Source organism: Pontibacter sp. LHS1, assembly GCF_058932855.1.
In genome coordinates this window covers 216,741-242,560 of the sequence record NZ_JBZYWF010000004.1, presented here as the reverse complement: position 1 = coordinate 242,560, position 25,820 = coordinate 216,741, and the positions used below count along the sequence as shown (strand labels likewise).

Annotated in this window: 17 protein-coding genes; 11 read left to right on the top strand and 6 right to left on the bottom strand. The window is 49.4% G+C overall.

Going from position 1 to position 25,820, the window contains the following annotated elements:
* Nucleotides 1–89 precede the first annotated feature (89 nt).
* Nucleotides 90–2,882, top strand: coding sequence for a lamin tail domain-containing protein (locus AC5FXQ_RS10370; RefSeq protein WP_493602364.1), 2,793 nt, complete (start codon nucleotides 90–92; stop codon nucleotides 2,880–2,882).
* A gap of 367 nt (nucleotides 2,883–3,249) precedes the next feature.
* On the opposite strand, the gene AC5FXQ_RS10365 is transcribed toward AC5FXQ_RS10370, so the two are convergent.
* The 4 genes from AC5FXQ_RS10365 to AC5FXQ_RS10350 are packed head-to-tail and all read right to left on the bottom strand — an operon-like array spanning nucleotide 3,250 to nucleotide 8,484.
* On the bottom strand, nucleotides 3,250–4,686 hold the full coding sequence (locus AC5FXQ_RS10365; RefSeq protein ID WP_493602363.1) for a TolC family protein: 1,437 nt from the start codon (nucleotides 4,684–4,686) through the stop codon (nucleotides 3,250–3,252).
* Nucleotides 4,687–4,690: 4 nt separating this feature from the next.
* Nucleotides 4,691–6,046, bottom strand: a complete 1,356-nt coding sequence (locus tag AC5FXQ_RS10360) for an HlyD family secretion protein (RefSeq protein WP_493602362.1) — start codon at nucleotides 6,044–6,046, stop codon at nucleotides 4,691–4,693.
* Nucleotides 6,047–6,048: 2 nt separating this feature from the next.
* Nucleotides 6,049–7,788, bottom strand: coding sequence for a peptidase domain-containing ABC transporter (locus tag AC5FXQ_RS10355; protein WP_493602361.1), 1,740 nt, complete (start codon nucleotides 7,786–7,788; stop codon nucleotides 6,049–6,051).
* 9 nt (nucleotides 7,789–7,797) lie between these two features.
* Nucleotides 7,798–8,484, bottom strand: a complete 687-nt coding sequence (locus AC5FXQ_RS10350; RefSeq protein WP_493602360.1) for a TetR/AcrR family transcriptional regulator — start codon at nucleotides 8,482–8,484, stop codon at nucleotides 7,798–7,800.
* 260 nt (nucleotides 8,485–8,744) lie between these two features.
* Here AC5FXQ_RS10350 and AC5FXQ_RS10345 point away from each other — a divergent pair, with 260 nt between their 5' ends.
* The 3 genes from AC5FXQ_RS10345 to AC5FXQ_RS10335 all read left to right on the top strand — a co-directional run bounded on the left by AC5FXQ_RS10345 (nucleotide 8,745) and on the right by AC5FXQ_RS10335 (nucleotide 11,250).
* Entirely contained in the window at nucleotides 8,745–9,503 is a 759-nt protein-coding gene (locus AC5FXQ_RS10345) for an oxygen-binding di-iron domain-containing protein (RefSeq protein WP_493602359.1), read from the top strand.
* Nucleotides 9,504–9,585: 82 nt separating this feature from the next.
* A complete protein-coding gene (locus AC5FXQ_RS10340) occupies nucleotides 9,586–10,851 on the top strand; it encodes a DEAD/DEAH box helicase (protein ID WP_493602358.1) in 1,266 nt (421 codons plus the stop codon).
* A gap of 177 nt (nucleotides 10,852–11,028) precedes the next feature.
* Entirely contained in the window at nucleotides 11,029–11,250 is a 222-nt protein-coding gene (locus AC5FXQ_RS10335; protein ID WP_493602357.1) for a hypothetical protein, read from the top strand.
* A gap of 92 nt (nucleotides 11,251–11,342) precedes the next feature.
* Here the strand turns inward: AC5FXQ_RS10335 and AC5FXQ_RS10330 are convergent, their stop codons facing one another.
* Together AC5FXQ_RS10330 and AC5FXQ_RS10325 are read right to left on the bottom strand one after the other, a co-directional pair.
* Nucleotides 11,343–11,876, bottom strand: a complete 534-nt coding sequence (locus AC5FXQ_RS10330; RefSeq protein ID WP_493602356.1) for a dihydrofolate reductase family protein — start codon at nucleotides 11,874–11,876, stop codon at nucleotides 11,343–11,345.
* 53 nt (nucleotides 11,877–11,929) lie between these two features.
* Nucleotides 11,930–12,145 carry a YgaP family membrane protein gene (locus tag AC5FXQ_RS10325; RefSeq protein ID WP_196120093.1) on the bottom strand — a complete coding sequence of 72 codons (216 nt, stop codon included), beginning with the start codon at nucleotides 12,143–12,145 and terminating at the stop codon, nucleotides 11,930–11,932.
* 114 nt (nucleotides 12,146–12,259) lie between these two features.
* Between AC5FXQ_RS10325 and AC5FXQ_RS10320 the strand changes: the two genes are divergently transcribed.
* From AC5FXQ_RS10320 to AC5FXQ_RS10290, 7 genes are all read left to right on the top strand, one after another.
* On the top strand, nucleotides 12,260–12,589 hold the full coding sequence (locus tag AC5FXQ_RS10320) for a DUF2752 domain-containing protein (RefSeq protein ID WP_493602355.1): 330 nt from the start codon (nucleotides 12,260–12,262) through the stop codon (nucleotides 12,587–12,589).
* A 3-nt stretch (nucleotides 12,590–12,592) separates the two neighbouring features.
* A complete protein-coding gene (locus tag AC5FXQ_RS10315) occupies nucleotides 12,593–12,979 on the top strand; it encodes a TM2 domain-containing protein (protein ID WP_007653518.1) in 387 nt (128 codons plus the stop codon).
* Between the two features lie 329 nt (nucleotides 12,980–13,308).
* On the top strand, nucleotides 13,309–16,314 hold the full coding sequence (locus AC5FXQ_RS10310; RefSeq protein WP_493602354.1) for a SusC/RagA family TonB-linked outer membrane protein: 3,006 nt from the start codon (nucleotides 13,309–13,311) through the stop codon (nucleotides 16,312–16,314).
* Between the two features lie 13 nt (nucleotides 16,315–16,327).
* Nucleotides 16,328–17,740: a RagB/SusD family nutrient uptake outer membrane protein gene (locus AC5FXQ_RS10305; protein ID WP_493602353.1), complete on the top strand. Its 1,413-nt coding sequence runs from the start codon at nucleotides 16,328–16,330 to the stop codon at nucleotides 17,738–17,740.
* A gap of 152 nt (nucleotides 17,741–17,892) precedes the next feature.
* Nucleotides 17,893–19,572: an amidase gene (locus AC5FXQ_RS10300; RefSeq protein WP_493602352.1), complete on the top strand. Its 1,680-nt coding sequence runs from the start codon at nucleotides 17,893–17,895 to the stop codon at nucleotides 19,570–19,572.
* Between the two features lie 107 nt (nucleotides 19,573–19,679).
* On the top strand, nucleotides 19,680–22,082 hold the full coding sequence (locus AC5FXQ_RS10295) for a prolyl oligopeptidase family serine peptidase (protein ID WP_493602351.1): 2,403 nt from the start codon (nucleotides 19,680–19,682) through the stop codon (nucleotides 22,080–22,082).
* 581 nt (nucleotides 22,083–22,663) lie between these two features.
* Nucleotides 22,664–25,807 (top strand): SusC/RagA family TonB-linked outer membrane protein, encoded by a 3,144-nt coding sequence (locus AC5FXQ_RS10290; RefSeq protein WP_493602350.1) that lies wholly within the window; start codon nucleotides 22,664–22,666, stop codon nucleotides 25,805–25,807.
* Nucleotides 25,808–25,820 lie beyond the last annotated feature (13 nt).

Below are 25,820 nucleotides of genomic sequence, written 5' to 3'. Positions count from 1 at the left end.
CTTCGAAGACCTGTGAGTGTCTCTGTGTTTGCCTTTGCTGTTCCTTTTGCGGCTGCGAAGTTCGTAAGTTTTCACCACAATATCTGCACATGAAACAAACTTTACGCCAAGCATTTGTAAATACAGAATCCAGGTTTTCACTCTTGAATGAAGAGCTGGTGGTGGACCAGATAACCGAAAGTTGCATCGTTTGCCAGACTATTAACCAAGCTTCCCTCAGCAGGGCAAAATGGATGCTGATGCTGGTTGTAGGTATAAGCCACTTCATTTTCCGTGCGATCAGGTCAGTGATTGCTCAAAATGTGCTAGCTGGAGGCCTTTTCCTTCTGCTCCCAAACCTTAGCGCTGCCCAGCTTCAGGATGACTTCTCGGATGGCAACTTCACCCATAATCCCACCTGGACAGGTGATGTAGGCGGCTTTGTCGTGAACCCCCAGAACCAATTGCAAAGCAGCGGGCCGGCGGTGACGGGCACTATGCTATACCTGGCTACTCCATCTCAGGCGGCAGTAGGTACGACTTGGGAGTTTTGGGCCAACCTGCGCCTGGCCACTTCTGCCAGCAATTATGCCGACATCTTCCTGGTCTCAGACAAAGAAGAGCTGAAGGCCGCTGATGTAAACGGCTATTTCGTGCGCATTGGGGGCACGCCCGACGAAGTGAGCCTCTTCCGGAAGGATGCCGGTAAACCACCAGTCATCATCATTAATGGCGAAGATAAAACTGTGGCAACTTCTAATAATATCGTGCGGGTGCGGGTGACGCGGAGTCTCGACTATACCTGGCAGTTGGAAATAGACGTGACCGGAACAGGCCAAAGCTATAGAAACCAAGGCTCGGTAACAGATGCTACACACAGGCGTTCCGCCTACTTTGGGGTGCTGGTCAGGTATAGCTCAGCCAACAGTCAGCGCTTTTATTTTGATGATTTTCGAATCACCGATACAAACCCGCCCGTGTTGGAAAGCGCTCAGCCACTGAGCACGCAGTCGCTGGAGTTGCGTTTCAATGAGCCGCTCAATCCTGCCGCTGCCCAAAACACAGCAAACTATACCTTGAATGGTAGCGCCAAACCGACTTCAGCTGAACTTACCGAAAGTGGTACCGTGCTGCTCACATTTGCGCAATCGCTACGGAATGGGGCGAACACGATAGCTGTGGCAGGTATAGCCGACCTGTATGGGAATACCTTGTCGAGCCCGGTAGAGCTGACTTTCCAGTATGCGCTGCCGCCTGTGCTGCCCGGGTATAATGAGTTGTTGATTACCGAAATCATGGCCCGCGAAACACCAGCCATCGGCTTGCCTGCCGTGGAGTACATCGAGCTGCACAACCCCACCGATAAGGTGCTCACCCTGCAAGGTATACGCTACTCCGATGCCACTTCTACTACCACACTGCCCAACGTGCTCCTGCAGCCCGGAGAGTATGCGGTAGTGGTGCCGAATGTGCAGGTGGCCAATTTTACTCAGTTTGGTCGAGTGATCGGTATCAGCAATTTTCCGAGCCTGAACAACACCGGCGAGCTGCTGCAACTGCGCCAGCCCAATGGTCGTCTGATCTATGCTGTGAACTACAGCGACACCTGGTACCGCGACAATGCCAAGCGCAACGGCGGCTGGAGTCTGGAGATGATCGATGTGACCAATCCCTGCGCCGGCGCCGATAACTGGATTGCCTCCAACGACTCTCGTGGCGGCACACCTGCCCAGCCCAACTCTGTGGCGGCTTCTATACCTGACAATACACCGCCAACACTATTAAATGTAACCGCACTCGCACCGGACCGCCTATTGCTTCGCTTCAGTGAGCGCCTCGATAGTGCACAGGTCGCAGATAAGAACCGCTATACCTTGAGTCCGGCAGGTATAGGTATAGCCGCCGTTCAGGTTGCTTCGCCGCTGTTTGAGGAGGTGGTGCTGCAGCTGGCTAGCCCATTGCAGGAGCGGCAACTGTATACCTTGACCGCCACAGGTATACGCGACTGTGCCGGTAACCTGAATTCACAGCCGCTCACGGCTACCTTTGCTTTGCCCTCCGCACCTGAGCCCGGCGATGTGGTGATCAACGAGGTGCTGTTCAACCCCAGACCCGGTGGTGTCGACTTCGTAGAGCTCGTCAATCGCAGCGATAAATTCATCAACCTGCAAAACTGGCAGCTGGCTAATGTTAGCAACGACAGTATAGCCAATAGGCGGGTGATCACGACAGCCAATTATGTGCTGGAGCCGAGTGCTTACGTAGTGTTCACCACCAATCCGGAGAACATTAAAAATAACTATCCCGCTGCCCGCGAAGAGACTTTTTTAAGAATAGCCTCTCTGCCATCATACCCCGATGCGGCTGGTGCAGTGGCTGTGCTGCAGCCCGACAACCGCATTGCCGACCGCTTCGACTACAGCGAGCGCATGCACTTTGGCCTGATCGACGACCGCAACGGCATCTCACTGGAACGCATCCGGCTGGATGGCCCGACCTCGGCAGACAACTTTCATTCAGCTGCCACTTCGCTAGGCGCTACGCCCGGCTACCTCAATTCGCAGTCACAGGCAGGTATAGCGGCACAGCGCATGTTCACGATTGAGCCGAAGGTCTTCTCCCCGGATGGCGACGGTTATGAAGATTTCACCACCATCAACTACAGCACTGATCAAACCGGCTTTGTGGCCAACATCACCGTCTTTGACGCACAGGGTCGGGAGATACGCAAGCTGGTACGCAACGAGCTGCTCGCAGTCAATGGTTTCTTCCGCTGGGACGGCACCCGGCAGGATGGCACCAAAGCCGCCATTGGTTACTACCTGCTCTACATTGAACTGTTTGATCTGGACGGGCAGAAAAGCGTACACAAGGAACAGGTTGCAATAGCAGGAAGGCTGTGAGAGTTTAGGAAGTAGGGCATGATGCAACTCTGTCTTCCAATGATGAATATGGTTGTCGCTATGTGTACATGTTATGCCAAAATATAGCGATAATTTCTAGTATTTAACGGCGCTGCCTCTTTGGGCAGGGGTGGGTTAATCGTGCACCCAACAATCAGCAGCTAACAATTAACAATTTAACCTTCAACCATCAGCAATTCAACAATCACCATTAAGCCATTTGCAGGAATAGCCCCGCTGCCTCCCCTTTAACTCCATAACAAACTTCTTAAACTAACTTTTTTAGAAGGTGACTAAATATGTTAGCAACTTTGTTGATAACTCACACTTATCCACAGGTGCTTGCTATAATTTTTAGAATTGTGGCTTATTCCTGCTGCATGTTACCAGCTGACCAGTAGAGTTGGGCTTTGATTTTGGCATATTTGCTGCGCAGGTCGTAAAGCTTGATCTGCGACTCCAGTAGCTTCTGCTCACGGGCGTTTATCAGGAAAAGAGAGCTTTCGCCGCTTCTGAATTTGATGATCTCGCCTTCCTGCAGGATGCGGGCATTCGTCACCATCTGCTCCTGCAGCGCAATCTGCTCTTCCAGTGCGAGCCATTCATTGTACACCATCTGCACCGCGTTCTCGATGGCGCGCAAGGTAAATGACTGCTGAAAGCCTACTTCCTGCTGCTTGATTTTGGTGAGCTGCAGTTTGCCCCGTTCCTGCCGCAAAAACAGCGGTTGGCTGAAGCTGATGCCCACTTTGTAGTTGTTGCGCATATAAGGAGCCTGAAAAGCTTCGCCGTTCATGAAAAAATCGCTCTGCAACAGGTTGTACTCTACATCCAGCTTTGGCTTGAGCTTATCGGCGGCGAAGCGGCGCTCTACTTCCAGCTGCTGTCCCTTCAGGTCGAGTTTAACAATATCGGGGTGATTGACCTTGGCCAGTGCTACCAGCTCCTGCAGGTCTTCAGGACTGAGGGGATCAAGCTCGGTGCCAGCAGCAGACGGTACGGCATTGGCGGCAAGCTCCAGCGGCTGATTGCCTTCGTCCCACAGGTGCATCTCCACCCGCAGCTTGCTGTTGTTGTACTGCTGCAGGGCGGCGCTCAATAGTACCCGGCGGTTGAGCGCCTCGGTGCGTGCCTCTACGGTGTCGATTGCGGCCAGGTCACCCTGGCGGGCACGTTCGTTCACGGCCCGGGTGCGGACTTCGGCTAGCTCCAGGGCCTCCCGGTATACCTGTACCTCATTATAATAATAGAGCCAGTCCCAGTAATCCTTCGCCACATCGAGCAGCAGTTTGTTTACCAGCTTGAGGCGGTCGGCTTCGGCCATCTGGGGCAGCAGTTGCGCCTGCCGCACAATGGAGCGGCGCTCGTCCATGAACAAGCCCTGGCCCAGTGGTATGGCTATGCCTGCGTAGCTAAGCCCGTTCGAAGGGGTATATTTTTCAGGATTCAGGTAGGGGCCGCTGTTGCGCTCGTAGCCCGCCAGCAATTGCGGACCAAACCAGAGCGGCACCCGCAGGCTGTTGTTCCAGTAGGTATAGTACTCCTTGTCCGAAAACTGCTTTTCGCCATACTTGCTGCTCAACACAGGGTCGAAGCCGCCACGGGCCATGCGCAACTCCTGGTCCGCCTGGCGGGCAAGCAGCGCTGCCTGAGCCGTCAGCGGGTGATGCGCCAGCACCTGCTCGTAGAGCGCATGCATGGTCAGTACCCGCACCGAGTCAGCCGACTGGGCTATGCCCGGTCGGGCTATACCTGCCAGGCAAAGCAGCAACAGCGAAAAGACTAAAAGGTGATATCTCCTCATGTACTTATTTCTCTTCTTTGGTCTGGGTATTGGCACCGTCTACAGGCAGTGTGCCCGTATAGTCTGGCGGGAAGCCGTTGAGCTGGCGCCACAGTTCGTACCAGATCGGTACTGTGTTCAGCATGGCCCAGCCCTGCACGCCTGAGCCAATGCGAATTGCTTCGGGCCATTCTTCCTGCTCCGGGTCCTGCACCACCAGCATACGGTACAGACCATTGGTAGCGGTATTGTCGATCACGGCCACTTTGCCGCCAAACGTACCGAAGCCCAGGTTTGGCCAACCCGAGAATACGAGTGCCGGCCAGCCATCGAACTGCAGGCGTACCGGAGCACCGCGGTAGAGCAGGGGCAGGTCCATGGGTTGTACGTATAGCTCCACGGCCAGGCGTGGGTCCTCGGGCATAATAGTGGCAATGGCTTCTCCTTCTTTGATGGTTTCGCCTATACCTGCGCGAAGTGTCCGCACCAGGTAACCCGTTTGGGGCGCTACCACCTGGTAAAAGGTGCTGCGCACCAGCGTACTGCTATACTCGCTCCGCAACTTCGACACATCGCCGATCGTGCTGTAGAGGTAGGCCTGGTTTGAATTAAGCTCCGATTCGGCTTTGGCGAGTTTATCGGCATACTCCGCCTGCAGCGAGTTGAGCTCGGTATAGGCGTTCTGCAGTTCGGCACGGGAGCTGCCCAGTTTATTTTCGTTGGCGATGAGCTTAGCTTCCGCTTCCTGTAGTTTCAGGCGGCGGGCCTCCAGTTCGGTCAGCGACTTCAGGCCTTGCCTGTACAGCTCTTCCTGTCGCTCGTACTGGTTGCGGGCTATTTCTACTTCTACACGCTGCGCTACCAGGTCTGCACTGTCACTCTGCACCTTCAGGCGTGTCTGGGCTATTTTGTTGCGACCTTTGGCCAGGCTGAACTGCAAGCCCTCGCGCAACGCCTGTATCTGGTCCTGCAGCGCCTCGGACTTGGCTCTTGTAGCTGTGGCAGCTCCTTCCTTAGCCTGCACCTGTTCATCCAGACGGTCGAGCAGCTGCGGGTCGAAGAACTTTTCTTTCACCTCCGACAAACTAACGATCGTGTCGCCTTTCTGCACCAGCTGGCCCTCCTGCACATGCCAGCGCTCAATGCGACCAGCTATGGTGCTTTGCACGGTCTGTGGCCGGTCTTCCGGGTTCAGGGCAGTGAGTGTGCCGCGTGACGAAATATTCTGTGTCCACGGCAAAAACAGGATCAGGATCAGGGAAAGCACAATACCAATGATCCAGTAAGCCAGCGTACGCCCGAGCTTCGGTGTGCGCACCATGTCCATTGCCTGCATGGCCCTGTGCTCCCGCGATGGGGTATAAGGATCTTTCTCTTTCATGGTTATACAGTCAGGTTGGCCAGTTGCTGATAGGGTGTGCTGTGGCGGATCTCTTCAAAATTGCCGTTTGCCACGAGTTGTCCACCTTTCAGGAGCAGCGTGCGGTCACAAATGGCCATCACTTCCGGATCGTTGGAGATGATAAGAAGCGTCCAGCTGAACTCCTGCGACGAGAGCATCTGGATCAGGCGTAGCTTCTCGTGCTTTTCCATACCTCCCCAGAAGTCATCCAGAAGAAGCATTTTAGGGCGCAGCACCAGGCAGCGGGCCATAATGATCTTGCGCGACACACTGGCCGGCAGACGAATGCTGCCACCGGTCAGTTCGGTTTGCAGGCCGTCAGGCAGTTCATGTATAAATTCGGTGAGGCCTACATTGTCAGTCGCCCAGATCACATCTTCGATCGGTACGTTCGGTATACCGAGCGTGATGTTCTCCAGAATGGTGCCGTCAAACACCTGCTCCTTGGAGGTGTTGTCACCGATCAGGCGGCGCATGCTATTCTTGTCTAGGTCGCGCATTGAGAGGTTGTTGTAGGCGATGCTGCCTTCATAGTTCTCGTACAGTCCGAGCAGCAGCTGGCTGAGCGTCGACTTGCCCGACCGGTTAAAGCCCGCAATGCATATCCGCTCTGAGGCCAGTACATCGAAGGAAATGCCGTTGATCGCATACTCTTCCACGTTCGGGTACTGGTAGCGCAGGTTCTTTACCTGTATTGACAGTCCATGCCCCTTGCTTGGCATAGGCACGCCGCGTTCTTCTTCCAGCGGCATATCAGTAACCTGCCCCAATTTGTCAAGGCTGGTAAGCATGTCATAGATCGTATCGAGTTTGATGATGATCTTCTCCACCGCCGACATGATAAGGATGATGACGATCTCGGAAGCCACAAACTGCCCGATGTTGATTTCCCGCTGAATCACGAGGATAGCACCCAGCACCAACAGGCCTCCTGTAATCACGGTTTTGAAGCCTACAAAGCTGAAATACTGCGTCATCAGTACCCGAAAGTGTTGTTTGCGCGCTTTCAGGTAGCTGGTGACAAATCCATTGGTTTTCTCGGTGGGCAGATCAGACTGACCGGCCAGCTTAAAAGTATTCATAGAACGGGCCATCTCCTGCAGCCAGGCGACCAGCTTGTATTTGTACTTCGACTCGGTGATGCTGGTGTCGATGCCGCGGGGACTCGTGAAATACAGGATGCCAATCAGCACGATGACCAGGATCATGCCGAATACGATGAAGTAGGGGTGGTAGAACGATAGCAGAATCAGGCCGAAGACGATCTGTATGGCAGACGTGGTAAAGTCAGTCAGCAGCTTGGCCATCGATTTCTGCAACGAAATAGTGTCGAAGAAGCGGTTCATCAGCTCAGGCGGATAGTAGCGGTGCAGCGCCTCCGACTGCAGGCGCGGTACCCGAAAGGCAAAGTCGAAAGCTGTGCGTGCAAAAATGCGCTGCTGTATGTACTCCACCAGCCACAGCTGCATAATTTGCATACCACCCACAATAAGCAGGCCCAGCACGATAAGGGTGATCAGTACCACCACCGAAACCGTGATCTGCCCACTCGAGATAAAAGCGATGATGCTCTGAATACCCAGCGGCAGCGAAAGGCTGATAAGACCCGCCACGATCGCGTAGATGTACAGGTACACGATCTCACGTTTCTCAGCGGCAAGGAGCTGCCAGAAACGCTGCATCGGCGTGTAAAGAGGTTTGTGTTTATATGCTTTACTCATGTGTCTGCTTTATCTTTTCTGGTCAACTGCCGCAAATACCAGATGTTTTAAAAAAGTGGCCGTTTCTTCGGGGGAGCGCTTTGTGCCTTTGATCTCGGTGAGCGAAGGCAGGTGCTCGGCAAAGAACACCTGCTGGTGGGCTGCCTCCATGATCGTGCTGATGAGGGCATGCGGGTAAGGGTAGCCGGGGTTTATGTCGAGCACCATCTCGGCTATGTGGTGGCACAGGCGCTTGTACTCCAGGAAATAACCGTCCTTGTTATCATCGTCTACTTCCTTGGTCAGGTATACCTTGGAGGCCTCCACTATCACAATCCTGTACAGGGCGCTTTCGTTGATGTGCTGCGTAGCAGGATTGTCAATGCCGGAGGATGTGATCACGTCTATGGCCCGGTTCAGGCGTTCCCGCGGGTCAGTTATGTTGTTGGTGTGGAACAGTACAAAGTGGTCGAGCCAGGCCCAGTGCCACGACACCAGGTATACCAGCAGTTTGTGCTTGTTCTCAAAATAGCGGTATATGGAAGCCTCCGTAGACCCAATTACATTTGCCAGCTTCCGGAATGTGAACTGCTCAAAGCCCAGTTCATCAATCAGGCGTATGCTCTCTTTGATGATGCGGCGCCCCAATTCGGTGTTCTCCGGATCACGCATGAAAGCCTTGTGGTTCAGGTTTATTTTAATGCTGGTCGTGTTCATGTGCTATTGACTGTTTAAGACTACGCCTGTATAAGGTGTCCGTTCCCGTTTTTTGATGCTGTTGTTCCTGTTGCAGCTGCTCATTATTCGAGATTGGTATACGCAAAGTTATAACAACTTTCTTTAATAATAGTAATACTATCATAAAAGTTTATTTTACTTAGAATTTTGATGTGGCTTGTAGGCGGTAAATGCTGTGGTATCGTATAAGTACAGGTATAGCCTTCTTTTGATTTATGTAATCTCAAATTGCAGACGCCATGGTCTCTATTCACGAAATTGCCCCTGATGTATACCGTATTGGGGTGTATGTGGCAGAATATAATATGCAATTCAATCATTTTCTTATTAAAGACGATGAGCCAATGCTTTATCATGCAGGGATGCGTATGATGTTTCCGATGCTGAAAGAGGCCGTTTCCAGTTTGATCGAGCTGGACAAGCTGCGTTGGGTGGGCTTTAGCCATTTTGAAGTGGACGAATGTGGTTCGCTTAACGATTGGCTGGAAGTGGCGCCGCATGCACAGGCTGTCTGCAGCGAGATTGGAGCGATGGTGAACATGGGGGACTTTGCCATACGCCCGGCCAGAGGGTTGAGCAGAGCCGATGCGCTGGAGACAGGCAAGTATAGCTATCGGTTTATACCGACGCCACACCTGCCGCATGGCTGGGATGCCGGCGTGCTGTTCGAGGAAAAGAGCAAGACGCTTTTCTGTTCCGATCTTTTTCATCAGGATGGCAACGGCACCGCCCTCACTGACCGTGATATATTAGCTGAAGTGCGTGCCTCGCTTCGGGCAGGCCAGTCGTCGCCGCTGCCTGACTACATGCCCTACACTCACAAAACCAAAGGTATGCTGCAAGAGCTGGCCGACCTGAAGCCTGCAACGCTGGCCATAATGCATGGCTCTTCCTACCGGGGCGACTGTGCCAAGGCCCTGCAGGAGCTGAATGGCATTATGAAGGAAGAACTGGGGCCGGAGCAGCAAGTAGGGGTGCTGGGTGGTGTTATACCTTAGGCGAATCAGAAAAAGAAGCTGTACCTTTGCAATTCGCTGCGGCCTTACGTAAAGACCAGTAGCCAATCAGCAAAGTATTATCATGAAGTTCGAAGACTACCGCATATCCGACGAGATCAAAAAAAGCCTGAGTAAGCTAGGTTTCCGGAAGCCAACCGATATCCAGTTCAAAGCAATCCCTCCGATCATGAAAGGGGAGGATGTGCTGGCGATTGCCCAGACAGGTACCGGAAAGACGGCTGCCTTTGCTATACCTGTGTTGGATAAACTGCAGTATCAGATCAACCGCCGCCGCTCCGACGGCATCAAGTGTGTGGTGATGGTGCCTACCCGTGAACTGGCTTTGCAGATCACTGAGGTGTTTGAAGAGCTCGGTCGCCATACCCGCGTCAAGACCTTCTGTGTTTTCGGTGGTGTGGAGCAGGGACCGCAGATCGCCAAACTGGAGGCAGGTATAGACATCCTGGTAGCAACACCAGGTCGCCTGTTCGACCTCGTGAGCCAGGGTTACATCCGGCTGGAGCGTGTGGAGACACTCGTGCTGGACGAAGCTGACCACATGCTCGACCTCGGTTTCATCCACGACATCCGCCAGCTTATCGCCAAGCTGCCACGCAAGCGGCAGACCCTGTTCTTCTCGGCCACTATCAACGAAAAGATCAAAGAGTTGGCCTATTCGCTTGTGAACAAGCCAGTGCGCATTCAGATTTCTCCGAAAGATCCGGTTGCAAAGAACGTGGACCACTCCGTGATGTACGTGGAGATGGATGAGAAGCGGTTCTTCCTGGAGCGGGTTGTGAAAGAGAACCCTGATAAGAAGATACTCGCCTTTGTGCGCACACAGGTGCGGGCCGAGCGTGTAGTGGCTGCCATGGAGCGCGTAGACATCGCTGCGATGAGCATTCACGGCGGCAAAGAGCAGAAAGATCGCCTGGAAGCCCTGAAGAAGTTTAAGAAAGGGGAGGTGAAGCTGTTAATCGCCACGGATGTGAGCGCACGCGGCATCGACATCCCGAGCGTAGACTATGTGGTGAACTATGACCTGCCGGAGCAGCCCGAAAACTACGTGCACCGTGTGGGGCGCACAGGCCGGGGTATGGCCAAAGGTATAGCTGTGTCCTTCTGCAGTGCCGAAGAAAAGCCGATGCTCGACGAAATACAAACCTATCTGACCAAAGACATTAAAGTACTGCAGCTCGACCCTGAAGACCGCGACGCAACCATCGACTTCAGCGCCGAGGCCAAGTTTGACTGGAAGGCCCTCATGAAGGAGGCAGAGGAGACGGAGTCAAAAATAAAAGCCGCCAAATCGAAAAAAGCGAAAAGCAAGGCTAAAAAGAAAAAATAGTTTAGCAGTATATCCTGCTTGCGAAGCCTGCCTGATATTTCTGTCTGGCAGGCTTCTTTTATGCGGAGGATTTAGGTATAAATCCAGTCTATTATTGCACGATATACGTATAACATAGTATAAACTATTTATTAATACATAGCGGAGCAGCCGTTATTTAACAGAAAGGAGTGTGAGATGAGACGCCATAGAAGAAGCTACCTTTCAGGATTATTTTTTAATACTGGAAATTATGATGTGACAACTGTTGATGAGAGCTTCGGCTTTTCCAGACAGTTTACTGACACTGTTAGCCAGGGGCTAATGGACGATGAAAGAATTGAGCGTGAGCACCAGAAGGAGGAAGATTTAAAAGAGCAGGCTCAAATAAAGCCTGATCAGGAGACTCCTGAAAAGTAATCGCAAGCAATTAAAGCCCTAGATATTAGCACCTAAAGACAACAAGCCTCCTGTTGCCAAATGCAGCATGAGGCTTATTGTTTTCAGCTGCCTCAGCAGCTATACCTCACCTGCAGAAAGCCGTTTCGGTAAAGTTTGTTCTCCGTGGGAATCAGCTTCAGCTTGTGCTCTGCAGTCTCTTCTGAAAACAGCGGAATCCCTTTACCCAGGACAATCGGAATGTATGTCAGGATGATTTCGTCCAGTAGGCCTGCATTAAGCACGGTGGCGTTCAGCTGTCCGCCGCCAATGAGCCAGATGTCTTTACCGGGCTGCTCCTTTAGCTTTTCTATAAAGTCTACCACCTCGTCTTTCACAAAGGAAACATGCTCCGTGTCCTGCTGTTCGGAGCGGCTGAAGACATAGTTTTTCAGGTCAGGGTAGGGGAAAGGCATGTCGAAGCCCATGACCTGCTGGTAAGTCTTACGCCCCATCAGGGTGGTATCAATTGTTTGCAGGAAGGCCGTGTAGCCGAAGTCTTCGTCAGGTATGTTGTACTTCTTATCGTGTAGCCAGTCGATGTTTCCGTCGGGCCGGGCAATAAACCCGTCGGTGCTGGCAGCGATGTACAGGATGATCTTTCTCATAGCGCTATAGGTACGCAAAATCCAAGCTTCTGTATAGCCGCTTTCACATATAATTAAAGTACAGCGCTTTTAACACGGTGTTGCTCCCCGGTGCAGCCATTGTAGCCGATTGCCTGGTTGACGGGGCAATAGCGCAGCATGCCCGTAACAATAGGTATAACCCCGATAGCTGACAATGCCTTTATATTATAGTATGCACCCACTCCGATAATGGCAAGTCCTGCCAATACGCGCACTTTCTGTTCAGTCAATCCTACGTTGCATTCCATACTGTTCTCTATTTAGATTCTTCCTAGTCATACGACAGACATATGGGCAGATGTTATCATTTGGATGTATTATAACTTGCACAATCATGATATTAAATATAACTTATGGTGGCAATGCAAGAAATTAACAGAAATGGAGTCTTCTATGCAGCCTGGCGTGTGCTCCCGGAAGCGGGTGCCTGGATGCTTGGCTTGCTGCTGCTGGCTGGGATGGAGCCTGCGGGCAATCATCTGTTCAGCATGTGTCCCATCAGTTGGGTGTGGCAGGGCGGCTGCCCGGGCTGTGGTCTGGGGCATAGTGTGGCTTATTTGTTCAGAGGCGACCTGGCGTCTTCCTGGGAGGCCCACCCGCTGGGCTTGCCTGCTCTGCTTATGTTGTGCTGGCGTGTGTTGGAGCTGTTAGTGCAATCGCGCAAGTTTTACCTGTATCATTCTAAACTATAAACTATGGCCAATGTATTTAATTTAATGCCTGAGCTTGAGCCCGATGAAATGGCTTATGTGCAAGGCCTGCTGAACGCTATGTCGGACTACGAAGCGCAGCAGTTCGTTTCTGTTTACAGATCCCGTCGACGTGAACCGTTGCTTGTGCTCATTACTGCTGTTATCGGGTTTTTTGGAGTAGCCGGCGTGCACCGTTTTGTATTAGGGCACATAGGGATGGGGCTGCTATACCTGTTCACAGCCGGTCTGTGTTTTATAGGTACCATTGTAGATGTGATAAATTACAAGCGGCTGGCATTTGAGTATAATATCAAGGAAGCGCAGCAGGCACATGCGATCGTGATGGCGCAATCAGGCAACTACGGGGGCTCCGGCGGATACGGAGTTTAGCTTTTGTTACGGTTGCTACTATTGTTGTTATAACACCTTCCGTATGAAGCAAGCTTTTTACTAAAAAAAAGAGACCACCTGGAGAGGTGGTCATGCATTGGTTATTCCTTCCAAAGACTACTGTTTTATCAAATGATGTGGCCTTCAATGTGTTGTAAGCGTCATTTTGTGGCTTTCAACGCTGTCTGAAGGCTTTTAAAGGGCAGAAAAAAATATTACGAAGAATCTTTGTTAAGGTTTTGTTAAATGTTTTTAATGCCTATATTTGGAGATAAAACTATTCTATTATCTAATCTATTTTCAACAACCTAACAAAACAAGTGTAGTTTATGAAGAAAGTATTACTACTTAACTTCTTGTTTTTGTTTGCGCTTTTGGGCCAAGTAGCGGCACAGAGTCGGACAATAACAGGTAAAGTTACAGGGGCAGGGGACGGAGCACCTCTACCTGGTGTATCTGTAGCTGTAAAAGGTACCACTACCGGTACAGCTACAAATGGGGATGGTACCTTTAGTGTTAATGTATCAGGAGATGCAAATACTTTGGTATTTCGTTATATTGGTTACATTACAAAAGAAGTTGCAGTAGGATCTGGCAATACGGTAAACGTATCCTTGGATCTGGACAATAAGCAATTAGCTGAAGTTGTAGTGACTGGTTACGGTACCCAAATTAAAAGTGAAGTAACGGGGGCTGTAACAACAGTAGGTGCTGCTAAATTGGAAGACAGACCAGTTGCATCTGTTGATCAGTTGTTGCAAGGTCAAGTTGCTGGCCTACAGTCGGTTACAGGTTCTGGTCAGCCAGGTGCAAACCAGCAGATCCGTATCAGAGGTATTGGTTCAATCAACGCTGGTTCGAACCCGCTTTATGTAATTGATGGTGTGATTGTTAACTCTGGTGACGTATCCCGACTAACCACTTCAGCTAACCAGCTTGCGGGTCTTAACCCAAATGATATCGAAAGTGTGACAGTATTGAAAGATGCTGCTTCTACTTCAATCTACGGTTCTAGAGGTGCAAACGGTGTAATCGTAATCACAACGAAAAGAGGTAAGGCTGGGAAAACAAAGTTTAACTTCTCAACTGAGCGTGGTTATACAGACATTGCCAAGAGACCAGAAGCTGGTGAATTCCTGAATGCTGAAGAGTGGTTAGCTTTGACGCGTGAGGGCCTGGTGAACGCAGGTTATAACCAAGCTACTATTGATGGTTTTATGCCAGGTTTGGGTGAAGGTTCAGGTGTAGACACTGATTGGTTTGACTTGGTTACAAGAAGAGGAAACCAGCAGACTTATAACCTTTCTGCTTCAGGTGGTAATGAGAAAACTCAGTTCTTTATTTCAGGTAGCTTATTTGAACAGGAAGCTCCGGTAATCGCTTCAGATTTCAGAAGAATCTCTGGCTCTTTGAACCTGAACCACAAGATAAATGAGAAAATCTCTTTCTTCAATACCCTCAACATCTCTAACATCAACCAGAAGTCGCCATCTAACGGCGGTGCTTTTGCAAACCCTGTGTTAGCAACGGCATTCTTGTTCCCTACAAAAAATCCTTATAATGAGGACGGAACATTGAACATCAGCCGTGACGGTAACACAAACTTCAACAGTGTATTTAACCCGTTGTACCTGGCTGAGAACGATAGCAGAGACCTGAGAAACACAAAAGTTATCGGTTCCATTGGCGCTGAATACAACATCATCAAAAACCTGAAGTACACTAGCCGTGTAGGTATAGATTACTTTAACATTGAAGAATCTCTCTACAGAAATCCTTTCCATGGTGACGGTAGAACATCTTCTGGTGGTGGTTTCGATTACTATACCCGTGTATTCAACTGGATTACAACAAACCAGTTAAACTACCGCTTCCAGGTTCCTGGCGTAGAGAAGCTTACAGCAGATGCAACAATAGGCTACGAAGCTCAGAAATCACGTCAGTATAACCTGTCAGCTTATTCAACAGGTTATCCTCCAACCACAGCATTACCATCTTCTGTAGTAGCAGCAACGCCTGTCACTGCAAGTGCTTCTGGTAGTGACTATACGTTTGCCTCTGTTCTGTCTAGCTTAAACCTGAGTTATGCAGATAAATACATCCTGAGCGGTACTTTCCGTAGAGATGGTTCTTCAAGATTTGGTTCTAATAACAGATATGGTAACTTCTGGTCAATAGGTGCTAGCTGGAATGTGCATGAGGAAGCATTCCTGCAGAATCTTGATATCTTGTCTACATTGAAACTGCGTTCTTCTTATGGTGTGAACGGTAACGGTGATATAGGTAACTATACTTGGAGACCTCTGTTCGGTTACGGTATAAACTACAACCAGCAGCCTGGTGGTGCATTCAACAACATTGGTAACATCGACCTTACTTGGGAGTTGAACAAGCCTTTCAACGTTGGTGCAGACTTTGGTTTATTCGGTGAGAGATTCACTTTCACAGCTGACTATTATGTAAGAACGACAAGTGACTTGTTGCTAAATCGTCAGATATCCAGAACTTCTGGTTTCAACTCAATCCTACAGAATATTGGTGAGATGAAGAACAGTGGTTTTGAATTAAGCATTGGTGGTCATCCAATCGACGGTGCTTTCAAGTGGAACACGAACTTCAATATAGCCTTTAACAAAAACGAAATCACAAAGCTTCCTGATGGCAATGATATCATCGATGGAGCCTTCATGATTAGAGAAGGTGAAGACTACAGAAGTTTCTATGTGCGCCAATGGGCAGGTGTAGATCCGACAACGGGTAACCCACAGTGGTGGAAGGATGCTGAGAAGACTGAGAAAACATCTGATTACAATGCAGCTGAGCGTGTACTTTATAACAGCGCTACGCCTAAATTCTTCGGAGGCTTTAACAATACCTTCTCTTTCAAAGGATTCACGCTAGATGCCTTGATAGTTTACAACTTTGGAAACTATGTACGTGATGGATGGGAGTTCTATCTACAGGATGGTTCATACCCACTTGCTAACAAGTACCGCAAGAACCTTGATAGATGGCAGAAAGAAGGAGACATCACCGATGTGCCTAAGTACGCCTACAACGTTCAGAACAACTCAAACGCATTCTCTACAAGATTCCTTTATAAAGGTGACTACCTTCGCCTAAGAAACGTAACGCTCGGATATGATTTGAAAAACGAGTGGGTACAGAAGGTTGGTCTGACAAGAGCTAACGTTTATGTTCGTGGTACTAACCTTTGGACCAAAATCTATGACGATAACTTGCCAATCGATCCTGAAGCAGGTGTGAACAGTTCTAGTAACGCAGATATTCCGATTTCAAAATCTGTTACATTCGGTTTAAATGTTAACTTTTAATTTTTAGTAAGTCATGAATAAGAAATTAATATATATGTCTTTGCTTTCAGCAACTATGTTGCTGGGGTCTTGCAAAGATGAATTCCTTGACCAAACGCCATATACAGCTGTACCGGTTGCAACAGCAATAACAAATGCTGAAGAGTTGCAAGCAGCTGTGAATGGTATGTATGCATCTATGCGTTCTTTCGAAGGACTGGGACGTAATATTCCGATATTGGGTGACCTGAAAGCTGATAACATCTGGATATCTACGCAAAACAGAGGAAGTTACCTAGGACAGAATGCATATACAATGACCGGCTCTGCAGCTGAAGCTACAGAAATGTGGAGAACTTTGTATACTTCAATTTTGAGGGCGAACACTGTTATAAACGCAGAGTTAGTAGCAACATCTCCTGCAAACCAGACAACAATAAATCAGTTGAAGGGAGAAGCATTGGCAGTAAGAGCACTTAATCACTTTGAACTTGTAAAGCATTTTGCACAACCTTACACTGTAAATCCTAACGCAGAGGGTGTGCCAATTGTAACAGTTTTTGACCAGAATGCTAGCCCAAGCAGAAACACTGTGGAGCAGGTGTATGCTCAAATCATAGCTGATTTGAACGAAGCCTTCACACTCATGACTGCTAACAAAAACGCTTCATATATGACAAAATATGCTGCTAAAGCCTTGCAGGCGAGAGCATATTTGTATATGGGAGATTATGCAAAAGCTCGTGAAGCTGCATTAGAGGTTGTGACCAATGGAGGTTTCACGCTTGTGCCTGCAGCTAGCTATGTAGGATATTGGGCAAACCCTGCTCCAGTGACTAACAAAATGGAGACCATTTTTGAAATCTCTAATGATGGAGTTAACAACCAAGGGACAAATGCTCTAGCATACTTCTATGACCAAGCTGGTTATGGTGACATGTTGGCAACAACAGAACTTTATAATCTTTATGAAGAAACTGATGTTAGAAAGAGTGTAATTACAGCTGGTAAGCGTGGTAATGATAACCCTGCTTATATTGTTACAAAGTATTCTAACACAGCGAATGCAGCCAATAAAGACAATGTTAAGATCATTCGTTATGCTGAAGTACTGTTGACACTTGCAGAAGCTCAAGCAAGAACTGGCAATGAAGATTTAGCGTTAGCTCGTTTGAACCAAGTAGCAACTGCTCGTGGCGCATCAGCTTATGCATCTTCAGGCCAGCAACTAATCGAGGATATCCTTACTGAAAGACGTAAAGAACTTGCTTTCGAAGGGCATCGCTATTGGGACTTTATGCGCCTCAATCGTGTAATATCTCGCACAAACCAACATCCTGATGGAGCAAGATTAATCGAGCTTGGTAACTACAGACGTATTCAGCCTATCCCACAAGGGGAGCTGGATGCGAACCCTAATATTACGCCTAACCCAGGATATAATTAGGATGTAATAATTCTTTAATTAACTCCCAGCCCATTTAATGGGCTGGGAGTTTTTTTTATATTTAAAGTAAGAATCTTTTGAATCAGATATGGAAGTTCTATTTAATTTGATTTTGAGAAAAAGATCTAAGGAAAGTATACCAATTATAAGTTATGATGCGTCAAAAAAATAAATCCCGGTATCTTGTGCTAGGTGTAGTTTGCTTCATGTCAGGTGCTTTTGTTACGAAGCTTTCTGATGATAAAATCACAGTGGATATACTTCGGAATGCGCAGCAAATGATTGGGCTGAAGTTTACAGATGCACAGCTGGATTCAGCTACAGCCAGCGTCGCTGAGTTCAGGAGCAGTTACCAGCGCATCAGAGAACAACCCTTGTCAAACGATGTAGCCCCTGCTTTACAGTTTAATCCTATACCTGTGGGGTTTGAGTTTGAGCAGAAGCGGGAGAAGTTTGAAGTAGAGCGTCGGAAAGGCATAAAGCTGCCTGCCAACAGAGAGGAGCTTGCTTTTTATTCGGTACCACAGTTGGCAGAATTAGTGCGTACACGGCAGATCAGCTCAGAGGAACTCACCAGATTCTTCCTAGATCGGTTGAAGCAGCACGGGCCTACCTTGCAATGTGTGACCAGCCTGACAGAGGAATTGGCACTGGAGCAGGCCCGACGTGCTGATCAGGAGATTAAAGCAGGAAAGTATAAAGGCATGTTACACGGTATACCTTATGGCGTGAAGGACCTGCTGGCTACGAAGAGGTATAAGACCACATGGGGCTCTGTTACTTACAAAGATCAGCAACTTGACCTGGACGCTACTGTTGTGGAGCGGCTCGAGCAGGCTGGTGCTGTGTTGGTAGCTAAACTGACATTAGGCGAACTGGCCATGGGCGATGTATGGTATGGCGGTAAAACGCGATCTCCCTGGGATTTGAATAAAGGTTCAAGCGGCTCCTCAGCCGGATCAGCAGCAGCAGTGGCCGCAGGCTTACTGCCCTTTGCTATCGGAACCGAGACACTGGGTTCTATTGTGTCGCCCTCGACCGCCTGCGGTACCACAGGACTGCGCCCTACCTTTGGTCGTGTGAGCCGACATGGTGCCATGGCGCTGAGCTGGTCTATGGATAAGATCGGGCCAATCGCCCGCTCCGCCGAAGACTGCGCCATCGTGTTCAATGCCATTCACGGTCCAGACGGAAAGGACCTGACCATCGTGAATGCTCCTTTTAACTACAATAAGAACATTGATGTGCGAAAGCTGCGGGTAGGATATCTGCAAAAAGACTTTGAACGAGACTATCCTTTCAAGGAGAATGATAAAGCCACACTGGAAGCACTTCGAAAAGCAGGTATAGAGCTCGTGCCGATTGAACTGCCAAACCTGCCAGCGCGTGATCTGACCATGACGATCTCGGTGGAAGGGGCAGCCGCCTTTGACGAACTAACCCGTAGCGGCCGTGACAGCATGATGGTGCAGCAGCACAAAAATGCCTGGCCAAACATTTTCAGAGCTGGACGCTTTGTTACCGCCGTAGAGTATCTGCAGGCTCAGCGGGTGCGCTCACTCATCATACAGCAAATGCACGAGAAGCTGAAAGGTATAGATGTATACCTGAGCCCATCTTATGCAGGTAGTAACCTGGTGATGACAAACCTGAGCGGCCATCCATGTGTCGTGCTGCCGAATGGTTTCCAGAAAAATGGAATGCCTACCACAATCACCTTTATGGGACAGCTCTATGGCGAAGCGAAAGTGCTGGCTTTGGCCAAGCTATACCAGGACCTGACAAACTTTGACGAACAACGCCCACCTATGGCGCTTAGCAGCAATAAGTAAGGTATAGTTCCTCGTCTGCAAGAAGAGGATGCTTCGTTTGGCATGTTTAAGATTTATAGCTTAATTTTAGCTTTAACTACAACCTAATCTAAAACACAACATCTATTATGCTTCTTAAGAAGAAAGCCCTCCTCCTGATGACCTGGCTTGTACTGGCTGGTGGTACCGCTGTACAGGCGCAGGAGAACAGCAGTAAGCTGAGTGTGGAGAAGATCATGCGTGACCCTACCTGGATCGGCACCTCGCCCAGCAATGTGTTCTGGTCGGAGGACGGCAAGAAGATCTATTTCAGCTGGAATCCTGATGCCAACCGCAGAGACTCACTTTACAGTGTGTCAGCAAACGGTGGCAACCTGCAGAAGGTAAGCCCGCAGGAACGCCGTGCCTTGCCAGGCACCTGGAATGCACGCTATAACAGAGCCAAAACACAGAAGGTATACGAGAAGAACGGTGACATCTATTTGCTTGATATCAAGAGCGGTAAAGCGCAGCAGATCACCAATACGGTAGAGCGCGAGAATAGCCCATCGTTCAGCCACGACGAGAAAAAGGTAGCCTTTGTGAAAGACGGCAACCTATACCTGTGGACGATTGCCAATGGCCAGCTGGCGCAGCTTACCGACTTCAAAAAAGGTAACAAACCAGGAGAGGAGGGCAAGAACCCGCAGCGTGAGTGGCTGAAAGAGCAGCAGCTGGCTTTACTGCAGATCGTGCGCGAGCGTGAAGCAGACAAAGAGGCAGCCAAAAAGCAGCAGAAAGCTGACAGTCCGGCCCGACCAAAAGAAATTTATATCGGTGATAAATCGGTTGATAACATCGTGCTGAGTCCGGACGAGCGCTACATCAGCTACCGCATGGCTACAAGACCTAAAAATGCTAAGGTCGCAATCGTACCTGATTTTGTCACTTCATCAGGGTATACCGAAGATATCAACACACGCACAAAAGTTGGAGATGCGCAGGCAACCTATGAGTCGTTTGTGTATGACATCAGCCGTGACACTACTTATGCGCTGCAGGTAGGTGGCATTGAAGGTATAAACGACCAGCCAGCTTACATCCGCGACCGCGATATGAAGGCGAGTACAGCTAAAGAGCCTGCCACCAAGGCTGCTAAACCAGAAGCACGAGCCGTGACCATGTTTGGCCCTATCTGGTCAGACAACGGCAAGCATGCCGTGATGGTAGCCCGCGCAGCCGACAACAAAGACCGATGGATACTGAAAGTAGACCCTGCCACGGGCAAACTGAGCACACTCGACCGCCAGCGCGATGAAGCCTGGATCAATGGACCAGGTATAGGCTATGGCACCGGGGATATCGGTTTCATGCCAGACAATGAGCATGTATGGTTCCAGTCAGAAGAAAGCGGTTACTCGCACCTGTACACTGTGAACCTGAACAATGGCAGCAAGAAAGCCCTTACAAGTGGTAAGTTTGAGGTTTCCGGTCCTCAGATCTCTAAAGACAAAAAGAGTTGGTATTTCACAGCGAACAAGGTACACCCAGGCGAGAAGCATTTCTACAAGCTGCCGCTCAATGGCGGGGAGATGACCCAGCTGACTTCTGGAACAGGTGCACACGAAGTAACCCTGTCACCGGACGAGAAGACAATGGCCATACGCTACTCTTACAGCAACAAGCCATGGGAGCTGTATGTGCAGGACAACAAAAAAGGAGCTAAGCCGCGCCAGGTGACATCTTCGCTTACTGAGGAGTTCAAGGCCTACAACTGGCGCGAGCCGGAGGTGATCAGCTTCAAAGCAAGTGATGGGGAAGACGTGTATGCCCGACTGTATCGTCCGGAGAAGGCGGTGGCTAACGGACCTGCCGTAATCTTTGTACACGGTGCAGGCTACCTGCAGAATGCGCACAAGTGGTGGAGCTCTTACTTCAGAGAGTACATGTTCCACAACTTCCTGGCCGACAATGGCTATACCGTATTGGATATCGATTACCGCGGCAGCGCCGGCTACGGCCGTGACGTGCGCACTGGCATCTATCAGTTTATGGGTGGTAAAGATTTGAGCGACCATGTAGATGGTGCCAAGCTGCTAGTGGACAAGTATAACGTGGATCCGAAGCGCATCGGCATTTACGGTGGTTCTTATGGCGGTTTCATCACGCTGATGGCGATGTTTACGGAGCCGGATGTATTTGCAGCCGGTGCAGCCTTGCGATCAGTTACAGACTGGGCTCACTACAACCATGGCTATACCTCCAACATCCTGAATGTACCGCAGCTCGATAGCCTGGCTTATGCCAAGAGCTCGCCGATCTACTATGCGGAAGGCTTGAAAGGAGCGCTCCTGATCTGCCACGGTATGGTGGATACGAACGTGCACTTCCAGGATGTGGTACGCCTGACGCAGCGCCTGATCGAGCTAGGTAAAGACAATTGGGAACTGGCTGTATATCCGGTAGAGGATCACGGCTTTACGGAGCCAGCCAGCTGGACCGACGAATACAAGCGTATCTACAAACTCTTCGAGGAGAATCTGAAGAAGTAAAGAGATTGTTTCAGCTAATTAAAAGCGTGAAGTGCGAAAGTGCTTCACGCTTTTTTTATGGCATCTGGTCTGCTTTTCTAAATGCGCAACTAATGTGATTTTGCACGGGCTTTATACATGCAGTAAGCAATTCAAGTAGTGTAAGTATATCAGGATAAATGAAAAAGGTAGCTGGTTCCAACAACTATTTCCTATGCTGCAGGCATCCTAAATAGGCAGCAAAAAGTTGCGCAGGTAAAAAATATCCAATTGGGTTTTAGGCTTATTGTAGGTATACGAGAGGTTTTCGGTCGTTTTTTCAATTTAGAGATGAAGGTAAAAGTGCAGGTAGTTCTTATTTAAATGTAATGAGGTGATTTTGAGTTGGAAAATTTATATTTGAATGATGTTTGTATAGGGTTTTTGTATATTATTTAATATTAGGTGTTTACATTCTTGTTAGGCGTGGTAAAAAGGTAAAAAATGTGTTTAGTAAAGATAGGGCCATGTTTTTTTTAATGTCAGTTTACATTAAGTATTTGATGTTGTAACTTTAGGTATCTAATCAAACACAATTTTACCAATTTACCTAATCTTACTTTATGAGAAAAGTTCTATTTATGGGCTTGGTGATGTTGTTCGCCCTGGTGAACCAGGCGTGGGCGCAAAGCCGAACCATCTCAGGTCGGGTAACCGATGCTGGGACAGGACAACCACTACCAGGTGTAGGTGTGGCAGTGAAAGGTACTACCGTAGGAACGTACACTGGAGTTGAAGGTGACTTCACCGTGAACGTGAACGGAGACGATGCTACCCTGATAGTTTCCTACTTGGGTTATGTTAAGCAGGAAATCAGCACGACTGGTCGAACTACAATCAATGTGCAGCTACAGGAAGACAGCAAAACGCTGTCGGAAGTAATGGTGGTTGCATACGGTACTGCGGATCAGAAATCATTTACGGGTTCCGCTTCCGCTATCAAGTCTGAGTCGATTGAGAAACTACAGGTAAACGACGTGACCAAAGCGCTGGGTGGTTTAACACCAGGTGTACAGGTTGTGCAGAACAGCGGTCAGCCAGGTTCTACTGGTCAGATCCGTATCCGTGGTATTGGTTCAGTTGCCTCTTCTTCTACTCCGCTTTACGTTGTGGATGGTGCACCTTACTCTGGTGACCTGAATGCCATCAACCCGAACGACATCGAGTCGATGACAGTGCTGAAAGATGCGAGTGCTGCTGCTCTTTACGGTTCACGTGCAGCCAACGGTGTAGTGGTGATTACTACAAAAGGCGGCAATGCTCCTAAGAAGCCAACCATCACTTTTGGTGCCACCTATGGTATCTCTGACTTCGCTGTAAAAGATTACAAAACAGTTAATCCACAGCAGTTCTATGAGTTAACCTGGGAAGCCCTGCGTAACGATGCAAAGGCAAACAAAACCCTGTGGGAAGGCAAGTTTGCTTCTCCTGAAGAGTACGCCTCAAAGAACGTTGTAAGCCAGATTGCAGGCGGATCGGCAAACGGCCAGCAGTACAACCCTTACAGCGATGCAGAGCCAATTGGCCTTGACGGTAGACTGAAAGGAGGACTTACACCAGCCTGGGAAGACGACTGGAGAGACGCACTTTACAGAAAGGCTACCCGTCAGGAGTACGATTTCGGTATTCAGGGTGGTAACGAAAAAACCAACTACTACTTCTCCGGTAACTACCTGAATCAGGAAGGTGCTTTCATTACTTCCGGCTTTAAGCGCTATACTTCCCGTCTGCGCGTAAGCTCACAGGTTACCGACAGAATCAAGTTTGGGGTGAATGCCCTGATCGCTAATACAGACCAGAATGCCCCTACTTCTAGCGGTACCTCTTTCAGAAACGTGGTATCATGGGGTAGAAACATTGGATCTGTTTATCCAATCTACAGAAGAAGAAGTGCTGATGGTACGTTTATTTCTAACCCATCTGAGTTCGACTTTAACGCAACCCGTCCTTACGGAGGTAACAGCAACCCGGTAGGTACAACAGAACTGGACATGCTGAAGCGCAATGTGCTTACCTGGAGCCTGAACACTTTTGGTGAAGTTACACTTCCGCTTGACCTGAAATACAAGACTACTTTTGCGCTGACAGGCGACAACACCAAAGACTTCACGTTCTACAACCCGAACTTTGGTGACGGTGCGGGTGTAGGTGGTCGTGGTACGCAGTGGAGAAGCTCTTTTGTAGAGTACACCATCAACCACATCCTAAGCTACAGCAAAGCATTTGGTCAGCACCAGATCGACGCCTTGGGAGGTTTTGAGGCGTTCAACTACCAGTACGACTACATGTATGGTCAGAAGACCAACTTCCTGGCACTGCCTGGCTATACTGAGCTGGACAATGCTTCTACTATCACTGATCTGAGCAGCCAGTCTGACAGACGCTCACTGTTGAGCTACCTGGGTCAGGTGAACTACAACTTCATGGACAAGTACTACCTGTCTGGCTCTTTCCGTCGTGACGGTTCTTCACGCTTCCACACTGACCACCGTTGGGGTAACTTCTTCTCTATCGGCGGTTCTTACAGAATCTCGCAGGAAGACTTCATGAGCGCACTGCCTTGGGTAAACGATGCGAAACTGCGTGCCAGCTACGGTACTTCCGGTAACGAAGGCCTGTTGACTTCTGGTGGCGGTGTTGACTACTACGCTTACAGAGGCTTGTATACCTCAGGCTACAGCGACCTGGGTGCTCCTGGTATCATCCTGGACAAACTGGAGAACCGTATCCTTTCATGGGAAAAGCAGGCTGCCTTTAACGTAGGTATCGATGCAACAATCTTCGACAAACTGGATGTTTCCTTCGACTACTACAGCAGAACTTCCGAGGACCTGTTGTTCAACAAGCCGCTGGTTCCTTCAAGTGGCTTTACGTCAGTGTTTGACAACCTGGGAGCCATGCGAAACAGGGGTGTGGAACTGAACGTGGACGCGAGAATCATTGACGGAGACAACTTCAAATGGTCTGCCAACGTGAACGCTGCACACAACAGAAACGAGCTGACAGAGCTGCCACAGGAAACTATCCTGATGGGTACAAAGCAGCTGAAAGTAGGTCGTTCTATCTACGACTTCTTTATCCAGGATTTCGCTGGTGTTGATCCAAATACTGGTCTGAGCCTGTGGTACAAAGACGTAAAAGACGCTGAAGGCAACGTGGTTGATAAAGTGACTACATCCAACTACAACGAAGCGAGCCGTTACTATGTAGGCACAGCGCTGCCTGATTTGACGGGTGGTGTAACCAATAACTTTGCTTACAGAAACTTCGACCTGAGCGTGTTCTTCACTTACAGCGTTGGTGGCGAGATATTAAACACGGACTACAGCAACCTGATGCACGGTGGCGACAGACGCGGAACCAACTGGCACGCAGACATCCTGAACAGATGGACACCTGAGAACACCAACACAGATGTGCCAAGAATGGGAACTTCTCAGGCGCTGAACACGAACGCTACCTCATCCAGATTCCTGGTAGATGCTTCGTACCTGCGTCTGCGCAACGTGACGCTGGGCTATACACTGCCTCAGAACCTGCAGGATAAAGTTGGCCTGAAGAATGCCAGAATCTTTGTACAGGGCGACAACCTGTGGACGCTGTTCAAAACGCCAGGTCTGGACCCAGAGCAAAGCATTGATGGTATCACAAACAGCCGCTTCCCAACACAGAAAACTGTATCGGTAGGTGTGCGTGCAACTCTGTAAGAACTTATTTTAG